This window comes from Paenibacillus terrisolis (genome assembly GCF_056171975.1).
In genome coordinates this window covers 47,865-64,224 of the sequence record NZ_JBKFGG010000043.1, presented here as the reverse complement: position 1 = coordinate 64,224, position 16,360 = coordinate 47,865, and the positions used below count along the sequence as shown (strand labels likewise).

Genomic DNA, 16,360 nt, shown 5'->3' with positions numbered 1-16,360 from the left:
TGTCTCTGTGCCCAAGGAATTGAAAACCCTTAGTTTAAAGGGGGAAAAACAGGGGGATTGACAAATTCGTTCATAGCAGTGGGGGCATTTCCCGTTAATAGGGCGCGACAAGCTAATTTACTCGAATCGCTAACGGGAGCTTACCAGTTAATCGTGTGCATAAAGGTTGATTTGAACTCCAGCCGGAGTTATCTTGATAACTAACTCGTTGTACCGAACTAAGCTGGCTAACACTAACTGGAAATTCTCCTGTTAATTGAAGCTTTATTGAATCTGGAAGAGTAATAACAGGAAATCCTCCAGCTAAATCATTGATTTAGGCCGTAACCCTGCTCTTATGCCGAAATTAATGGGAGCATTTCCAGTTAAATCGCTGAAACAGGCCATTTTGCATAAATTAACGGGAGCATTTCCCGTTAATAGGGCGCGACAAGCTAATTAATTCGATTCGCTAACGGGAGCTTTCCAGTTCGGGCCCATTATTGATCGTACATTCTATCACCGGCGAATTTCAAAAAGAATTGACCATTGGTTATCATGGAATCGAATGGGCGGGAGGGAAGGTAACGGCAATAGCGCGCAACTCCCGGTGCGAGGTGCTTCGCTGCATGGCGGCGATCGGTCGACCGCATGCATAACATAACCCGCCGACAATGGGCGGGTTATATTATGCCATTTTATTAATAGCAGCTATTTCAGATTCCAGATTCGGTACAAAATAACGGCTGCTTCGGCGCGGGTAAGCGGGTCGTTCGGCGCAATCTTGCCGTTTTTGCCTTCGACGATTCCGGCTTCCAGCAGAACGGCCAGGCTGTCCTTGGCATATTCGGAGGCGCCGGAGACATCCACATCATCGCTTGGTACTCCGCTGCCTTCGACTTGTATACCGGCAGCCGCCAGAGCGCGTGCGGTCAGCACGATCATGTCCTGGCGGGAGACTCCGCCGTCCGGTTTGAACGTGTTATCCTCAAAGCCTTTAGCGATTCCAAGCTCGGTGGCAACGGAGAGCTCGCCGAGATAATAGGCATCCGGTCCGACATCGCTGAACAAGGAGCCGGTTTGCCCCGTTCCATGCAATTCAAGGGCTCTTACCAGAAGAGCAACGAAATCCGCCCGCGTGACGGGAGCTTCGGGAGAAAAGCCGCTTCCGCCGGTTCCCTTGATGATATCGCGGGCGGTCATGGCGCCAATGGCCTGCTTGGCCCAGTGAGCATGCTCAAGATCATCAAAGGTTTTCGATACATAGGAAACGGCATAGGTGCTGAAGTGATCCGTATGAAAAACCACTGCCCCCGACGGAGCGTCGTATCGTCCATTCGGGACGGATACCGGATGACCTTGGCTATCGATATGCCAAACGACGATGCGGTCTGAATTACCCTTCTCTTCCGCCGCCGGCTTATAAGGGATGGCTACTGTAACGGGAGCGTCCGGGTTATGCCAGGCAACTTCATTTCCGCCTGCGCTTAGGCTTAAATGAACCATCGGGCGGTCGCCGATTTGTTCCCGAACCGCAGCGCTCAGATTGTCCGGCGAACCTCGGCCGATGAGGATGGACACGTCTTCGGTATTCAAATCCCGATTGGACAGTAAGTTGCCGGGAACCTGCAAAGCAGCGACTTCCGTCTTGATCAGCAGCTCCAATTGGGTGTTATCCCGCAGACTTTTGGCCGGGAGCTGCACCTCGTACGATTGTGCGCCGGCTTGCTTCGCTACTTCGATGGCGATTTGTTTCTTGCCGGCAACTGCGGCCGCCTGTTCCAGCGCCTTGCTCAATGTAGAGCTCGCAATGATCGCTTTCGCATGTCCGCCCGCGGTTTTTATCTCCGGCTTGATCGCAATTCCGCCGTCCTTGACTTCCACGGTAGCTGCCTGCGGAGCAGATCCGCCGCCGGAACCGCTGCTGCCCGTACCGGCACTTCCGCCACCGCCGCCTGCGCTACCGCCGTTACCGCCGGAGCCGTTATTGCCGTTGTCGCCTCCGCTAGGCGGAGCCGGCTTGCCGGTAAGCGTGAGCACGCCGAATACGGATGGATCCTGATACCCGCTGCCTGTCGTATCGTTCCAAGCGGATACGCTTTGGCGGGCGCCGTCCTTGGCGTCATTGATCTGTGCGTCGTAACCGATCTGCTTGTTGTTGGCCGGGACGAGCTTTTTGAACGAAATCTTGGCTTCAACCGTATAGTTCGTGCCGGAAACCGAGGTCGCCGATTCGAAACCTTCGGAGAATCCTTCCGGATTAAATGAAGACTCGTTTTCGAAATTTACTCTATACTGCCCATCGTCATCTTGATAAAAGGACGTCTTCCCGTTGTTTTCGTCCAGGAAAATTTCGACCGAATCCTGCTCCCAGACGTTGACGCTGGTCTTATCAAGCTGCGCATCGCTGACCTGGATCAACACGTACAGGTTCTGGTCATCCCAAAGTACCTTGGCGACGCCGGTCGCGCCTTGCCAAGCCATCTGATACCGGTTGACCGGCAGGGCGGGCGTCCGGCTCCATATGGCGTCAACCGTCCCGTCCACAGCGGGCTTCCCGTAATAAGCGGTGGACCGGTTGGCGTTTTCCCACTCCGGCGGATGCTCCGCCATAAATTTATCCGGGTCGATTACACCGTAATAGGCAGGTTTGGACTTGAGATTTTTATCGAACAGCAGCGGATTGGAGGAAGCTCTCCAGCTTGTATTGTCATCAAGGCCCCAGAAGGTTACCCGGTTAATGTGCTCGGCGTGGGACTTGAAAATGTTAAACAATTGCGCGTATAAATAACCCTGAGCGTTCGCTTGCCGTTCGGAGAGCCGGTAGTTGCCGCCGGCCTGAATGTCCAGCTCGGTGATGCTGACCTCAACGCCAAGGGATATAAATTTCTCCAGAGAGAGCTTTACATTGTCAGGATTCGTGTTCAAGTTGTAATGGGCCTGCATGCCGACGCCGTCTACCAGGCGTTTGCCGGGGTGGGTCTCGGTATATTTATCATTGAGCTCTTTGATCATATTGTAAATGGCTTGCGCTTTGTTCTGATTATCTTCGTTATAATCGTTGTAATAGAGCTTGATATCCCAATCGGGATGTTCGTCCAGCACTTCCCTTGCGGCCAGGAACGCCTGCTCCACATAATCCGGCCCGATGGCTTGGTACCATGGGGATTGGCGGAGGGAAGCTTCCCAATCCGCGGGGTTGGACGGGTTGTCGTTCATCGCTTCGTTGACGACATCCCAGGAGATCACCTTGTCGCCAAAATGCTCCATGACCGTCCTGATATGCGTCCGCAAGTTGCCCAGCGCTTCATCGCGCTCCAAGGGGACGGAATGGCCCTCCGCGTCCGTGGCCGTATTCATCCACGCAGGCGATTGCTGGTGCCATACCAGGACATGACCGTGCATTTCCATCCCTTCGGCCAGAACCTTATCGACGAGCGCATCCGCTGCCGTAAAAGTAAAATCGCCCTTCGTGGGCTGCAGCGCATCCGGCTTCATGGCATTGCCTGCCGTAGCGACGTTATGGTGCATTTTCAGGAGCTCAAGTCTGACGCCCTCCAAATCCTCCGCCGAGATGGCGTTTCCGATCAGAAAGTCATTTTGATACGCGGTTTTAAGCGGAACCAGGTCTTTTTCGATGTCGATCGGCCCGGAGCCGGTGCTTTCAAAACGGATATCGTCAACATAAAAAGAAGCGGCCGCGTTGTTGGAACTTTCCACGTAGATGGTCAAGTATTCGCCGCCTACGCTGTTATATCGATAGGTGCCTTCGAACAACACCCAGCCGTCGCCGGTACCGATCGTTTTTGCCGCGAGAGCGACATAATTGGCGCTGCTTCCGTTGCCGACCTGGGTGGATAATTGAAGCTGCGAACTGGCGGGATCAATCAGCTTGACCCAGGCCGAAATTTTGTATTCGCCGCCCTGATCCACGTACTTCTCGACCCGCAATGAGGGACCGTGCCACGTGTCGGTTCGGCCTTCTACTTTTAAGGCGTAGGAGCCGCCTTCCGTGTGATTGTCCTCGTTCGTGACGGTCAGGATTTCGGTGCCGGATCTGCCTTCAAAGCCGCCGGTCGTTTGATCCTCAAAAGTGATGGGAGCGAATGCCTCCGCAGGCGGCCGCGGCGGCTCTTCTTCGCCGGGAGAGTCATTCTCGCCGGTAATCAGAACGTCTCCGATATAAAAGGGGACCGTTTTCCCCTCTTCGCTCGATTGCACGCGCAGGGCGTTGTCTTTGGCGAGATCAACCGTAAGCTCTCCCGTCAGAACACTGGCGCCGCCCGGCGCAAAAGTGGCTCCGGCCAGCCAGCCGTAGCTGTTTACGGTCTGCAGAAAAGCCTGGGCTCCGTCCGGGACCTCCACATCCGGGTCGACATAGACAGACACGGTTACGGTATAAGTTTTGCCGTCTTCTAGGCCAAGGTCGCCGAATCCGAAGTCGGCCGCGTCCCAATTGTTTGCCCGGTTGCTTACATATAGAGCCGCCCCGTCATCGTTGCCGTCAAACACTTTGTCCGTGACCTGCGTCAGGCTCGCGCCGCCCGACTGCACCGCGGCGCCGGTGCCGTTCGCGAAGGTTTCATGGTAAACCGTTATGGTCTCATCCGGCGCCGGAACCTCATCGGCCTGTGTCACCGGAGCAAGACCGTATGTCGGGATAAGCAAGGCTGCTGCGAGTAAAATCGAAATCATGGTTTTGCCCGTTCTACTCATTCATTGCACACCCTTCGCATATGGATTGTTCAAAACAAGTTAAGCGCTTTCATTTATCGGTTCGCAAATATCGCCCCTCCTTTCTTCCCATATGGTATCACCCCCAAAACCCGGCCGTCTTACTCGAAATTAAAGATTCGATCGTGCTTTTTTAAGATTTGTAACTATTTCCCTTGAATAAACGTGTACCGAATAAATGGAAAGCAGGAATTATTTTGAAGGGGGAATGCAATTTATGAAGCCTAAACAAGACCGCAGCAGATTTTTGCTTGCGATATTTTACCTCATGTTTGCCGTTTATGCTGTTATTACGATTCAAATCATTATGTTTAAAATGGTTCCGCTGGAAGTGGTTATTCGCGGCGGGTACTTCCCGTTCAGGAGCGTCAATCTGATTCCTTTTCGCACCATCACGGGGTATTTCACCGGCGAATCCATGGGCATGGAGAGAATCTTGGCGAATGTAGCCGGCAACGTGGCCATTTTTGTTCCCCTGGGAATTTTTACGGCGTTTGCCGCACCAAGCAGATCCTTTCGAATGAAGCTTCTGCTGCTGCTCGGCGTTTCACTTTCTTTTGAGATCATCCAGTATGTTCTCGGGTTGGGGAGCAGCGACGTGGACGATGTTTTGCTGAATACGGCGGGAGGCGTTATCGGGGTAGGAGTATTTGCGTGGCTTAGGAAAATAACGCGACCAAGAAACCGGATGCTTTCGGCTTTGATCGGTGTCTACCTGGTGTTTGGGATCTGCGGGATTGCCGCCTTAGGTATGGTCGATGCCCGTTTGCTGCCTTTTGCGGTATCCAAGACCGTATATGTGGACGAGAACCAAACGATTATGGAAGGATGGAATGAGGCGGATACGGATCTGTTCGGAGAACTGAGCGGCGCGGAAGCAGGCGAAATTACGGTATATAAGAATCCTAAATACATACGAGTCTCCCGCCCGGGAGCGGGAGCTGCCGATTTGAAGAAGGGCCAGACTGAAGAGGAGCACATCCAAGTCCGGCTCGACGGCTCAACCCGAATATTCATCAGACATATTAGATCGGAGGGGAAAAAGGTCGTCAGAGACTACGAAGAGGGCACAAGTTCGGACTTGAGAGGTTTTCTGACTTCGGAAGGCCGTTCTCCTACAGTCGGGGTCTGGCTCTCAAGCGGTGATCGGTCGCTAGCGGAGGCGGTGCTCGTCACTATTGCCGATGAAACGTAATAATTGGTAAATTTATCTGGCAGTTGGCACAAGGTGGAGACAACGGGATGGCTAAAGAGATGAAAGAGATGGAATTAAAGAAAACTATCGGATCATTCGTTTCAACCTTGCTGGCGATTGGGACGATCATAGGGTCCGGTATTTTTATGAAGCCGGCGGTAGTGTTGTTCTCAACGGCCAATTCCAATATGGCGCTGCTGCATGGCTCATTGGGGGCGGCGGGCGCTGAAAGGAGCCGTCCTGGTCTGGAACCAACGATAAACGGTAAACGGTGACTTCTCGAATAGCGGTATAAAATGGCCTTATTTCACTCCAAAACCGCGTTTTCTAGAAAATAGCGGTGCAAAATGGTCTTATTTTCGGCAACACGTCCAAAACCGGGAGAAAAAGGAGCTCTTCCGAAGAAATAAGGCCATAAAATGACGCTATTTATTCAAAATGAGGCCTCTCCAGTGGAAATAGAGCCATAAAGTCCGCTATTTTAAGTGTCGGAGGGAGAACGGAAAACGGTTAAAGCGAAATTTTTTACGGGCAGCGTCCCCCATTTTGTATAGAACAATGAAGGAAAAGGCTTGGTTTGAACATCCTTGTAATTGTACAAAATTGTAATAAGGTGTATGAGCGAGGCGAGTTCAGGGGCCGATCCGGTACCTGGCAACTATCTGGCAGGAGGGATCGCCGTTACCATGTGGCAGGGTTTTCTGCTCTGTTGTTATAACAGTTTTAGAGGGTGTTTGGAGGATTAGGCAAAACTTCCGCATGAATCGACTAACCCGTTTCCGGAAGACTGACGCATAATAGACCTGCATTCATTAAACGGAAGGAGTAGTTGATATGAAATATAAAACACTTGGCAATACCGGGCTTCTTGTATCCGAGCTATGCCTGGGAACGATGACGTTCAGCAGCGGGCAAGGCGTCTTTCAACATATCGGCCAGGTAGGCCAATCGGGCGCGGACGAAATGGTGAAGGCCGCAGTCGAAGCCGGCATCAATTTCTTCGATACGGCCGATTCTTACGCGAACGGCGAGAGTGAAACTACGTTGGGGCAGTCTTTCAAAAACCTGGGGATCGCCCGCAAAGATGTCGTGTTGGCCACGAAGGTTTTCAACCGGCTGAGTCCGGACAAAAATGACGTGGGGCTTTCCCGCAAGCACATTATGGACGCGGTGGACGGCAGCTTAAGACGTCTTCAGACGGACTATATCGATCTTTATCAAATGCACGGCTTCGACCGAATCACGCCGATGGAAGAAAGCCTGCGCGCATTTGAAGATCTTGTGACGCAAGGCAAGGTCCGGTATATCGGGGTCTCCAACTGGTCGGCATGGCAAATCGCCAAAGCGCTGGGGATTTCGGAACGCAAAAATTGGGCCCGTTTCGAGTCGCTGCAAGCCTATTATTCCATTGCCGGAAGAGATTTGGAGCGCGAGCTCGGTCCTATGCTGGAATCCGAGAAGGTGGGGCTGATGATTTGGAGTCCGCTCGCCGGCGGACTGTTGTCCGGCCGCTTCAACCGGGACAACCAAAGCCCAGAGGGTTCGCGGCGCACCAGCTTCGATTTCCCGATTGTCGACCGTGAAAGAGCGTGGAACATTATGGATGTCATGACGCCGATCGCGGAAGCCCATAACTGCAGTCCTGCAAGAGTGGCGTTGGCTTGGCTTTTGTCCAGACCGGTGGTGACTTCCGTCATCGTAGGTGCAAAACGGCTCAGCCAGCTGGAAGACAATCTGGCGGCGACGGAATTGGAACTCACCGCCGAAGAGCTCCGGCTGCTTGATGAAGCGAGCGCCCTGCCGCCGGAATATCCGGGCTGGATGCTTGACTATCAGGGAGGCGTGCGCCCGTGATCCGCTTCAAATAAGCCGAGGGATACAAAGAGAAAAGGGACCGCTCAGGTCCCTTTTTTTGCGTTACTCGCCCTGAAGGGGACAGAGATTTTGTTTATTTTTCCAATATGAACTATGATCTTATTATTGGAGACATCCACCCCGACATACGAACGAGTTGAAACTGTTTTCGAACTGGAGGAGACGATTGACCATGGAATCCGGCGATCAAAATTTGAATGAAGAATTGATCCGCAGTCTTGAACGTTTTACCGGCAAGGACGGCGTTTATGAGACGGACATCCCCGATCTGCGGATCATACGTGCCTCGGAGCTTACGAAAATGGATCATACGATATATAAGCCGTCGATTTGCGTGGTCGCACAAGGGTCGAAGCAAGTGATTACCAATCAAGAAAGCTTTATTTATAGCCCCGAGAACTACTTTGTGGTCACCGTCGATATGCCGGTGCAAGGCCAAATTTTGCAAGCGACACCGGAATCGCCTTATTTGTGCCTGCAGCTATTTTTTGGCGCGAAACAAATCGTTGATATTATGAAGGATTCCGGGCTCAACCGGAACACCCAAGAAGACTCCGGAAGGGGGCTTGCGCTCAGCAAGCGGAGTCCTTTGTTCATGGATGCTTTGGTTCGGTTGGTGAACTTGCTGGAAGCCCCTGAGGACATCCCGCTCCTGGCTCCCATGCGTATTCGTGAGGTGCTGTACCGGGTGCTTCAGGATGACAGCACACATGCCGTCCGGCAGATGGCGCTAACCGGCAGCCATTCCCAGCGGATTTCCGGGGTAATCGAGCGGATCAGGGATGATCTCGCCTCGCCGCTGCGGATTTCGGAGCTTGCATCAAGCGCAAACATGAGCCCGTCCTCGCTTCACTTTCATTTCAAACAGGTTACCGGAATGAGTCCGTTGCAATTTCAAAAAAGGATCCGGTTGCAGGAGGCCCGAAGGCTGATTCTTACCGGGGCGGCGGATGTCGGAGGCGCCGGCTTCAGCGTGGGCTACGAGAGCCAATCCCAGTTCAGCCGCGAATATTCCAGATTGTTCGGCATGCCGCCGACCTCCGATATCAAACAACTGCGAGATGCTTTGCAGGCAAAATAGATGAGGAAACCGTGCGGGTTCGGTTATCCCCTTTGAACATAGCTCGTCCGCAATCCCGAGCAGGGTCACCCCGATCATGAAGACGATCCATGCGTATTGGATTTTGATCAACCGTTCCTTAAGGCAAATCCGGGACAGAATCACGGAAAATATGCTGTACGAAGTAATCAGCGGTGCTGAAAAAGATTGCGTTGCTGGACATGGCGAAGACATAGAAGAACTGTCCGGTCGTCTCGAAGACAGCGGCGTATCCTTTGACGCGCTCCTGGAAGAGGGGGCAAAGAATATGGGTGCATATCGCATCGCATTTCATGCAATATTTGCTTGGATGTAGGCAGGTAACTTACTATCATTCATTTATACACCCTTTTTGTGGAGGCCGATGGGAGCACTTGGACCGAAGGGTTCTAGGAGAGTAGGACATCGCCAAGCAAATGAAAGAGCATTGCTGACGCTCGGCTGTTTTGTCCTTTTCGGGCCACTTATTGCTGTTCCGTTGCTAAAATACCTGCAAAAGTGCAGTAATTTCCGGCTTCGTCGCAGAACTGGAGGTAAAAACCTGCAAATATGCAGTTTTTGAGCCGAATACGTCCTCAATTGCTGCTTTGCAGACCCAAAGCCTGCACTTTTGCAGGTATTTTGCGAAAATGCGGTTAATCGAGTGAAATAACTGTACTTTTGCAGGAATATGAAAAGATCTCTTCTACAAACAAAAAATGAAGAGTTTTTTAGGTCTTTGAGCATTAACGGAAAGCAATGAGATGGGAACAACGAATAGGGAGCAACAATCTGCAAGAGCAACACCAGCAAGAGTTTGAGTGGGTTAAGTGCTTTCTTTTTGCAGTTTCTTTGCTCTTGAGTAAAGATCAGCGCAGCTTGTTTGATGCAATGGAATTCAGATACAAAAGACACCGCAAGGGTGTCTTTTTATCTAAATTCGTTCGGGCCGCCTTAAAGCATCACATCAGCCCTTTCATTGCGTTAAAAAGCGGCATGATGGACTTAATCGCGTTGTAGCCCATTTGCACGTACGGGACCGCTTTTTGCACCATGCCGAAGAAGCCGACACGGCCCCCCGTGGAGCCAGCCGCCGCAGCCCCGGCCGCTTCCGCTCCGGCCCCGGCCCCTCCATCCCCTTCAGGTCCTCCTGGTATTCCTGGTCTCCCGTATGCTCCTGGTCTCCCGTATGCTCCTGGTCTGCCATATGCCCCGGGTCTGCCATATCCTCCAGGTCTGCCAGGCCCTCCAGGCCCTCCGGCTCCACCGAAGCCCGCACCGGGTGGTCTGCCGGCACTACCGCCTCCAAAGGAGCCGAATCCCCCAAGTCCGCCCATAAAAGAGCCAAACAATGGCATAAACGCGGATACGGCGGCTTTTTGTTTTCGCGAGCGGGTGCGGGACGATTTTTTCGATTTTTTGGTTTTCTGCTGTGTGGACAGGGTCACTCCGTCCCGATCGATTCCCGTTATCCACCCTACGTACGTCCTTCCGTCATACAACGTCACGCAAACCGGCTGGCCTTTTAGTTGTTTTGCCTTATTTCGGATCTTTGCCGAATTTGCCATTCGTGGATCACCTCGTCGTTCTTTTTTACTTTATATTACTCATGATTGCCTGCACGCTGCCTGTGCTTGTTCCCCATAAATTGTGAAATCATCTCACCTTACGCTAGGGAATCGATATTCCTTGACTTATATATTCCCCATTGGGTATATTTAAAACCAAAGCATAGTGGGGAGTAGATGGCTTATGAACTTAACGACATTTTCCGCTCTTGCCGAATCGAACCGGTTTGACATCGTGGAGCTTTTGCGCGACGGTCCGCTGCCTGTGGGAGAAATCGCCGATCGGCTTGAACTGAACCAGCCCCAAACCTCCAAGCATCTTCGGGTTCTTAGCGATGCCGGTCTTGTGGAGGTCCGGCCGGTTGCGAATAAGCGGATTTACCAATTGCGGGCGGAGCCGCTGCAGGAGATGGGCGCCTGGCTCGATTCCTTCAGACGGGTCTGGGAGGAAAAATTCGACAACATGGATGCTTATTTGCGCAAGCTGCAGCAGAAGGACGAATTTCACCCGTAAACGGAAGTATCGGAGTCCCGGCAAACCGGCACTTCGGGTGCGGATTGCTTTGATTCAATATATTCTTTTTTGGGAGGATTGACATGACTGAAAACTTCGATTTTGAGTTCACTCGCACCTTTGATGCTCCGCGTGAAATTGTTTTCAAGACATGGTCAGAGGTCGATCATCTCAAGCGCTGGTGGGGACCGGTAGGCTTTGAATTGGGCGTGGCCGAGTTTGACTTTCGTCCCGGCGGCATTTTCCACTTCAGTATGAGTTCCCCGGAAGGGGTTGAAATGTGGGGGAGATTCGTGTTTCGGGAAATCGAAGCCCCCGAAAAAATCGTGTATATCAATTCTTTTTCGGACCCGGAAGGCCGCATCGTACCAGCTCCTTTCAGTACTGCTTTCCCGGAAGAGATCCTCTACGTAGTGACTTTCGAGGAACTGGACGGAAAAACGAAGCTAACCTTGCGCGGCGGGCCTGTTAACGGGACGGAGGAGGGAAGCGAAATGTACAAGAGCATGTTCGATTCCATGAAGCAAGGCTTTGGCGGAACCTTCGATCAGCTGGAGCAGTATTTGGCCAACATTTAGAAAACGGCAGTTGGTAAAAATAGAAAGGTCCTGCCCGACGGGTTGTCGTCGCAGGGCCTTTTATTATGGTGCCTAAAATCAAAAACGAGATATTTTCGGATAACGAAAATAATTTGTATTATTTTTGTTTTCAAATTTGCATGACTTTACCTTCCAATGACCCGTAGTTTACAATTCCTAATCTGTCTTGAAGTACTTAAGAAGGACAATATTTCCATATGGATGAAATCGATTCCACGAAGTCCCCTCAAAGTTTTATTTCTAAAAAAGCCCCCTCCGATTTCTTACCGCCCAGTTCCATATAACATCCTGTAATTACAAATACAAGGAGAAACGGAAATAAAGTAATTATCTCTCCCTGGAAAAAAGAGGAATCCCCCAGTGACTTCCATCCGGGGTTTTACATAAACTTTATCCCGGCTTTACGGAGGATGAATTGAATGAAGCCCCCCCAGTCTTTATGATTCCTAATGAAATTATTTTATACAGGAGGGAAGAGGGAGAGTGAAGAGAGGAATCATGCTGACAAGCCGCGTGCTGGCAGCGATACTGCTTGTAACCTCGTTGCTGACTTCGGGTTTTGCCCCGGTGCATCCGGCAGTCGCGGAATCTGTGGAGAGGAACGCATTTGCCGGCGAAGGCGTAACGGCTACCGCTATCGGGTCCGTTTCCGACGAGTTTGGTCCGGCGAAAGCCATTGACGGCAGCCTGGGAAGCGGAAAATGGAGTTATGTCGGGGGCAGCGACTTGCCCAGTGCAGACAACCCGTACTGGCTCAAAGTTGACGTTGGCGCCGAAGCGACAGTGACCCGTTTTGTAGTTGCGCATGCAAGCGCAGCCGGAGAACCGGAGGAGCTGAATACGAAGGATTTTACCATCGAAACCAGTGACGATGACACGAACTGGAACCCCGTCGTTACGGTTCAGGGTAATACTTCCGGAGTAACCGTGCATAATCTGGATATACCGGTAACCGCCAGATATTTCAAGCTTAGCATCACCAACCCGGGGGCCGCAGATCTAGCTGCAGGCCAATATTCCGCGAATATCTACGAGTTTGAGGCTTACGAGACAACGGTGACGGAAGAACCGGCCGGTCAAAATCCAAACGGCCAAGAACCGGCAACCGGACAGCCAATTGAGCAGCCTGCCTCCATTCCGGTGTCGGGAATTAGTTTGGACAAGTCTAGTCTGAATTTGGCCTTAGGGCAAACGGAGAAGCTGTCCGCGGTAATAGCGCCGGAGAATGCAACAACCCCCGCATATATCTGGTCAGCGGACGATGAGAACGTAGCAACTGTAGCCGAAGATGGAACGGTAACCGCGGTAGGAGCGGGGACAACCGGAATTACGGCTGCTGCTGTAGACGGGGGATTGAAAGCCTCCGCGCTCGTAACGGTTTCCTTGACTCCAACCGCCGAAGTGCGAGTTGCCGGAAACGGGTCGCAGTTGATTCCTAAGGACAGCGACTGGGCCTATTTGGATAACGGCTCCGACCAGGGAACAAGCTGGCGCGAACCGGATTTCGACGACAGTGCCTGGAAAACGGCCGGGGCACCGCTTGGTTATGCGAGCGCCGGCAAGGGACTCGATCTGACAACCTGGATTGAGTACGGCCCGAGTTCCAGCAACAAGTACATTACAACTTATTTCCGCAAAGAGTTTCAAGTAACGGATGTCAATTCGATTGGGCAACTGGCCGCTACTCTCGTCCGTGATGACGGCGCGGTTATTTACTTGAACGGTCAAGAAGTATACCGTACCAACTTGCCTGCGGGCACCATTTCGTCCAGTACTTTATCCCCCGTTGCCGTGGGCGACGAACGGAACGATGAACACTTTGACATCGATCCCTCCCTTTTGGTGAACGGAACCAATGTGATTGCTGCGGAAGTTCATCAGCAGCGAGCCGACAGTTCCGACCTCTTTTTCTCCCTGGAACTGAGTGCGCCTCCCCTAATTGAAAAAGACCAAGGCTTGCTTGCCGAATATTATTCGGGAAACAGCGATTTCAGCTTTGGCGATCATAAAGCAACAACCGTAGACCCACAAATTAATTTCACGAATCTGGACCCGACTCTTCAGTCCATGACCGGCAGCCAGGATCATGCCAATGCTCGCTGGACCGGACAAATCATGCCTCCGGAGACAGGAGACTACACGTTTTACATGATTGGCGATAACGGCTTCAAGCTGTGGATCAATGACCAGCTTGTCATTGACCATTGGGAAAACGACTGGGATAAGGAACAAATTAGCGTTCCTATCACGCTTCAGGGCGGTACGAAATACAACTTCAAAGTGGAGTATTTCGAAGAAAGCGGCGGCTCCAATCTTTATTTGCGCTGGTCCACACAAAATATAGCTAAGGAAATCGTTCCGAGCTATGCTTTTTTCCTTCCGCAAGATTATGCCGGACCCGTAGCCGGAGCAGTATCCAATACCGGCCTGACTGCCACGCTTACTATGCCCTCCGCTATAAACGGATTGCCTGCTGCTTTGGAACAGCATTTCACGCTTCAGGCCGACGGGCAAGCGACCGATGTGCAAAACGTAGAACAAGGTACCGATCCGTCCGAATTGGAGCTGAATTTGTCCTCCAGAATCAATCCGGGGCAAAAAGTCTCCGTTTCGTATGACGGACAAGCCGGACTGCAGCTTGCGGACGGGACGGTCGTTGGCAGCTTTGCATTTAATCCCGCCAACGATTTAGGAAATTATTCGCCGATAGCTATCGCCATGTCGCTCTTCGGCAGCGCTCAGACCAACCGTTCCTTTGCCTGGTACACTACGTACGAAAATCCGGATAAGGCTCCGGCCAACATCAAGGACAGCATCGTGGAAATCGTGCCTGCGGATCAGGATTTCGGTTCCGGCGCGGTGCAGCGGTTCGTAGGAAAGCCGGAGGATACGCGTGTATTAAACAACCTGAAAATCACGAACGACACAACGGGATCATTTATCAGCCATAAAGTCGTCGCACAAGGCTTGAATCCCGGAACAGCCTATAAATACCGGGTCGGCAGCGACGGGAACTGGAGTCAAACCGGCAGTTTTACAACCGAGGCCCCTAATGAGAATGATTATGATTTTCTCTACATGACGGATTCCCAAGGCTCAAATACAAATGATTATGAAGTTTGGGCCAACACGCTGAAAAACGGCCTTACCGATTATCCGAACGCCAAATTCCTGGTTATGACCGGCGACGAAGTGGATGCCGGTTCGCTGGAATCACAGTGGCTCGACTACTTTGGCCAACCGCAGGACATGCTGATGAACCTGCCGATTATGGCGGCTGTAGGTAATCATGAAGGACCCTATAACGATAACTACTATTATCATTTTAACTACCCGAATGATTCGATCCCGGATCCGTTGCCTCCGGGCAGCGTGTACTCCTACGATTACGGGGACGCCCATATTATGGTGCTGAACACGATGGATATCGGCTGGGACGACCGCCAGAAAGCCTCTTTTGACCAGGAAATGGAGTGGCTGAAAAGAGAAGTGGCCCAAACGGATAAGAAGTGGAAGGTCGTCGCTTTCCACAAAGCGATTTATTCGCTTGGCAACCATGCGCTTGATTCGGACATTCTGGCGCTCAGACAAACACTATTCCCGGTCTTTGACGAATTGGGCATCGATGTGGTTTTGCAGGGGCATGACCATACCTTTATGAGATCCTATCAAATGTACAACGACAAGAAAGTCCAAAATATCCAAAAGGATGCGAACGGCAATCCGCTGAATCCTGACGGTACGTTGTATATGATCAACAATTCGTCCGGTACGAAATATTACGATCTGAAAAACGGCGTCGACCGATATTATGCGGCGGTGTATGAGCAGCCGTACGAACCGATTTATTCGGGCATTCGAATGACGGAGGACAGCTTTACCATCAAATCCTATAGATCCGGTGAAGATAATCCTTTCGACACTTATACAATCGTTCGGGACGACAGTAAACCGAATCCGGTCGGTCATTTGGCAGCCGGCCAAACCGGCGACGGAAAACTGGTTATTTCCTGGAGCAAACCGGCGGATAAAAGCGTGGACGATGCCGTACGAGGTTTCAGAATTTACGAAGTGGACGGCAAACTCGGGAAAAACTGGAATGCTTATGTTCCGGTTGAAGAAGGCCAAACGAATTATCAATACGTTGTTAACGGCGCGGCAACGGGTCAAACCTACCAATTTGCGGTCAGAGCGGTCGACAAACGGGATAATTCCGCGGCAAGCATCGTGAGTACGGACCCGAATGTCCCAGCGGCTCCTACATCCCCCGTGGTGGATGACGGGCATAACTTGTTCGGATGGACCAGCGTCCCGGGATATTCCGATCTGTCGGATTACGAATACAGCGTCGACAGTGGGGCCAATTGGCAGGATGTGACGGCAAATCCGCAGCCGGTCGGTGATCGCAATTATCCGGCGGGGACGGTCATGGTGCGCGTCAAAGCCGACCCAGCCTCCGGCATGTCCGCCGGTCTGCCGCTTGCGTCGGATCAACCGTTTACCGAAGGCGGAATTCAAGAGACTTACTCGCTCACGGGTGTTGTGAAGAGAGAAGGTCAACTGAAGCTGGAGATTACGGCCGACAAGCAAGTGGATTACTCCGGAGATGCTTACGTCGTCTTTGAATTGCTTGAGGGGAACACGCCGGTCCTGATTAATGCGATTCCGCTGCAGGAGGACAAGCTTACGATTTCCCAATACTTTAACGTAACGGGAACCCGGTACAGTGTGAAGGCATTTGTGTTTGACCAGTTCAACAGCGATTCGCGCGTTCCGGTCCAATTGGCTAAACCGATTGTGCTTCAGTGACAGAAAGAA

10 protein-coding genes are annotated in these 16,360 nt (G+C 51.8%); 8 read left to right on the top strand and 2 right to left on the bottom strand.

What is annotated here, in order from left to right; translation table 11 throughout:
• Positions 1 to 690 precede the first annotated feature (690 nt).
• Complete coding sequence (locus tag ACI48K_RS23400; protein WP_475030048.1) at positions 691 to 4,695, bottom strand: glycoside hydrolase family 10 protein; 4,005 nt, start codon at positions 4,693 to 4,695, stop codon at positions 691 to 693.
• A 235-nt stretch (positions 4,696 to 4,930) separates the two neighbouring features.
• On the opposite strand from ACI48K_RS23400, the gene ACI48K_RS23395 reads away from it, so the two are divergent.
• The 5 genes from ACI48K_RS23395 (at position 4,931) to ACI48K_RS23375 (ending at position 9,198) form a co-directional block, all read left to right on the top strand.
• Positions 4,931 to 5,908, top strand: coding sequence for a VanZ family protein (locus ACI48K_RS23395; protein ID WP_475030047.1), 978 nt, complete (start codon positions 4,931 to 4,933; stop codon positions 5,906 to 5,908).
• Positions 5,909 to 5,955: 47 nt separating this feature from the next.
• Complete coding sequence (locus tag ACI48K_RS23390; protein ID WP_475030046.1) at positions 5,956 to 6,183, top strand: hypothetical protein; 228 nt, start codon at positions 5,956 to 5,958, stop codon at positions 6,181 to 6,183.
• A gap of 559 nt (positions 6,184 to 6,742) precedes the next feature.
• Positions 6,743 to 7,762 carry an aldo/keto reductase gene (locus tag ACI48K_RS23385; RefSeq protein ID WP_475030045.1) on the top strand — a complete coding sequence of 340 codons (1,020 nt, stop codon included), beginning with the start codon at positions 6,743 to 6,745 and terminating at the stop codon, positions 7,760 to 7,762.
• Positions 7,763 to 7,955: 193 nt separating this feature from the next.
• Positions 7,956 to 8,864, top strand: a complete 909-nt coding sequence (locus tag ACI48K_RS23380; protein WP_475030044.1) for an AraC family transcriptional regulator — start codon at positions 7,956 to 7,958, stop codon at positions 8,862 to 8,864.
• Positions 8,865 to 8,940: 76 nt separating this feature from the next.
• Positions 8,941 to 9,198 (top strand): hypothetical protein, encoded by a 258-nt coding sequence (locus ACI48K_RS23375; protein ID WP_475030043.1) that lies wholly within the window; start codon positions 8,941 to 8,943, stop codon positions 9,196 to 9,198.
• A gap of 639 nt (positions 9,199 to 9,837) precedes the next feature.
• Here ACI48K_RS23375 and ACI48K_RS23370 read toward each other — a convergent pair.
• Positions 9,838 to 10,170, bottom strand: a complete 333-nt coding sequence (locus tag ACI48K_RS23370; RefSeq protein ID WP_475030042.1) for a hypothetical protein — start codon at positions 10,168 to 10,170, stop codon at positions 9,838 to 9,840.
• 443 nt (positions 10,171 to 10,613) lie between these two features.
• Here ACI48K_RS23370 and ACI48K_RS23365 point away from each other — a divergent pair, with 443 nt between their 5' ends.
• The 3 genes from ACI48K_RS23365 (at position 10,614) to ACI48K_RS23355 (ending at position 16,351) form a co-directional block, all read left to right on the top strand.
• Positions 10,614 to 10,943: an ArsR/SmtB family transcription factor gene (locus ACI48K_RS23365; RefSeq protein ID WP_475030041.1), complete on the top strand. Its 330-nt coding sequence runs from the start codon at positions 10,614 to 10,616 to the stop codon at positions 10,941 to 10,943.
• Between the two features lie 83 nt (positions 10,944 to 11,026).
• Positions 11,027 to 11,521 (top strand): SRPBCC family protein, encoded by a 495-nt coding sequence (locus ACI48K_RS23360; protein ID WP_475030040.1) that lies wholly within the window; start codon positions 11,027 to 11,029, stop codon positions 11,519 to 11,521.
• A 504-nt stretch (positions 11,522 to 12,025) separates the two neighbouring features.
• Entirely contained in the window at positions 12,026 to 16,351 is a 4,326-nt protein-coding gene (locus tag ACI48K_RS23355) for a PA14 domain-containing protein (protein WP_475030039.1), read from the top strand.
• Positions 16,352 to 16,360 lie beyond the last annotated feature (9 nt).